This window comes from Corynebacterium sp. HMSC067D03 (genome assembly GCF_001811185.1).
GTDB classification, from domain to species: domain Bacteria; phylum Actinomycetota; class Actinomycetes; order Mycobacteriales; family Mycobacteriaceae; genus Corynebacterium; species Corynebacterium coyleae.
This window is the reverse complement of record NZ_KV803847.1, coordinates 410-2,420: the sequence shown is the minus strand read 5'-3', so window position 1 is coordinate 2,420 and position 2,011 is coordinate 410. Positions and strand designations below refer to the sequence as shown.

At 57.9% G+C, this 2,011-nt stretch carries 2 protein-coding genes; both read left to right on the top strand.

Translation table 11 applies throughout. The annotated features are described in order from the left end of the window. Positions 1-1,514 (top strand): hypothetical protein (locus HMPREF2785_RS12055; protein WP_168164697.1); only part of this gene is annotated, 1,514 nt, incomplete at its 5' end. A gap of 264 nt (positions 1,515-1,778) precedes the next feature. Beyond that, the coding region (locus HMPREF2785_RS12050) for a hypothetical protein (protein ID WP_168164696.1) at positions 1,779-2,011 on the top strand (233 nt) is incomplete at its 3' end.

Below are 2,011 nucleotides of genomic sequence, written 5' to 3'. Positions count from 1 at the left end.
TTGTTACCTATCCGGATGGTTCTACTGACCCCACTGAGGTGACTGTCACGGTTGCAGACCCGGATGCTCCGGCTCCGGCCCCGTCCGTTAACACGGACGGTGCAGACTCGACGATTCCGGCTAACAACGAGCCGCACCCCGTTGGCAAGGTTGAGAACCCGACTGGTGACGAAAAGGGCAAGCTCGTCGATAAGGATGGCAATGAGATCCCGGGCTCCAAGGTCGAGATCGATGAGGATGGCAACATCAAGGTCACGGTGCCGGAGGGTACTGATCCGCAGGATGCCAAGGTCATCATCACCGACAAGGGCGGCAAGAAGATCGGCGAGATCGATGTCAAGATCGTGAACCCGAACTACCGCGACGCCAAGAAGGTTGAGGCTGGTAAGACCGAGACCTCGAACAACCCGTTCGGTGACGCCAAGGCTCCGAAGGGCACTAAGGCAACGGGTACTCCGTCCGAGGGCTCCGAGGACTGGGAGTTCGGTCCGAAGGATGGGGACGCCGTTAAGCCTGGTGAGGATGGCGTCGTCACGGCGAAGGCTCCTTCTTACGAGAAGGTTGGCGAGAAGATCGCTGAGAAGCTGCCTGAGATTCAGAAGCAGAAGAAGGGTAAGCGTTGGGATGAGTTCGTGAAGATCTTCACCCCGTTCGCGAAGCCTTCTGTGGATGTCGAGTTCACCTACCCGGGTGGTTCGATGGACAAGGCAAACGCTGGCTTCGACCTGGTTGGTAAGGACGGCAAGTCCCTGCTGGATCCGACCGGCGACTTCGATGATGATGGCATCTCGAACAAGGACGAGATCGAGGGCGGCTCCAACCCGGCTGATAAGGGTCAGGTTCCGGACAACGAGGCGCCGAAGGTCAAGCCGATCAAGCCGGGTGACAAGGAAATCTCCGGTACGGGCGACCGTCCGAACGAGACGATCAAGGTCACGCTGCCGAACGGTAAGGTCGTCGAGACCACGACCGATAAGGATGGCAACTGGAAGATCAACGTTCCGTCTGACGTCGACCTGAAGCCTGGTCAGAAGGTCATCGTTGAAGACGGCGACAAGAACAGCACTGAGGCAACCGTCGGTATCGACACCGCCAAGTGTGTTGCTACCTCCGTCGGCTTCGGTCTGCCGCTGATCGCGCTTCTGCCGATTGGTCTGGCTACCCAGTTGGAGATCCCGGGTCTGTCTGACTTCGCTGCTCAGGCGAACGCACAGATCCAGAACGCCAACACCCAGATCCAGCAGCAGCTGGGCATCTTCAACCCGCAGCTGGCTTCCCAGGTGGACGCAATCAACGCGAAGCTGGGCCAGTACGGCACTGACCTCGCTACGGTTGCAGGTGGTCTGGCTCTGATCGCCGCTGGCATCCTCGCCGGCATGATCATCTACGACAACTGCTCCCCGAACGGTGGTGGCTCTTCCGTGAAGGACCTCGAACTCAAGGGTTCTTCCGGCAAGACCTACGCTGGTTCCTCCAAGGAGGAGAAGCCGACGACTACTCCGAAGCAGAAGTAGGTTCAAGTTAGGCACTAGCTAACTGACTGTTGCCCCGTATTCCCATCGTGGGAATACGGGGCAACTGCGTTTTTGTACCAGCTATCAGCGACGATTGCCACGCGGACAGCAAGCGCGATTGTGCCGGTATCTCCCTTCAAATCGTGCGTTTCACCTGAATGGTGCTTGTAAGTTGGGTAGAATTTTCACGGTTACAGGCGTATCGAATACTCAAAAGACCCTGTTACGCCAATCCTTGACTACATCGCTCGAAGGGGCGTTTGCATGAAGAAGAACTATATCGCTCGTCGTCGTGGCACGTCGGTTGCTTCGGCTGCGTTGTCGTTTGCGTTGGTTGCACCGCTTGCGCAGCCGGTTGCTGCTCCGCAGTTTGCTGCGGCTGCGTTTGCTGGCACGAAGGATGAGGCTGGTCAGCCGAATGAGGCTGGCAATGGTGTGTTGTACCCTGGCGAGAACGCTGATGGCGTCTACCAGTCTGTGGTGGATGAGCAGCGCTA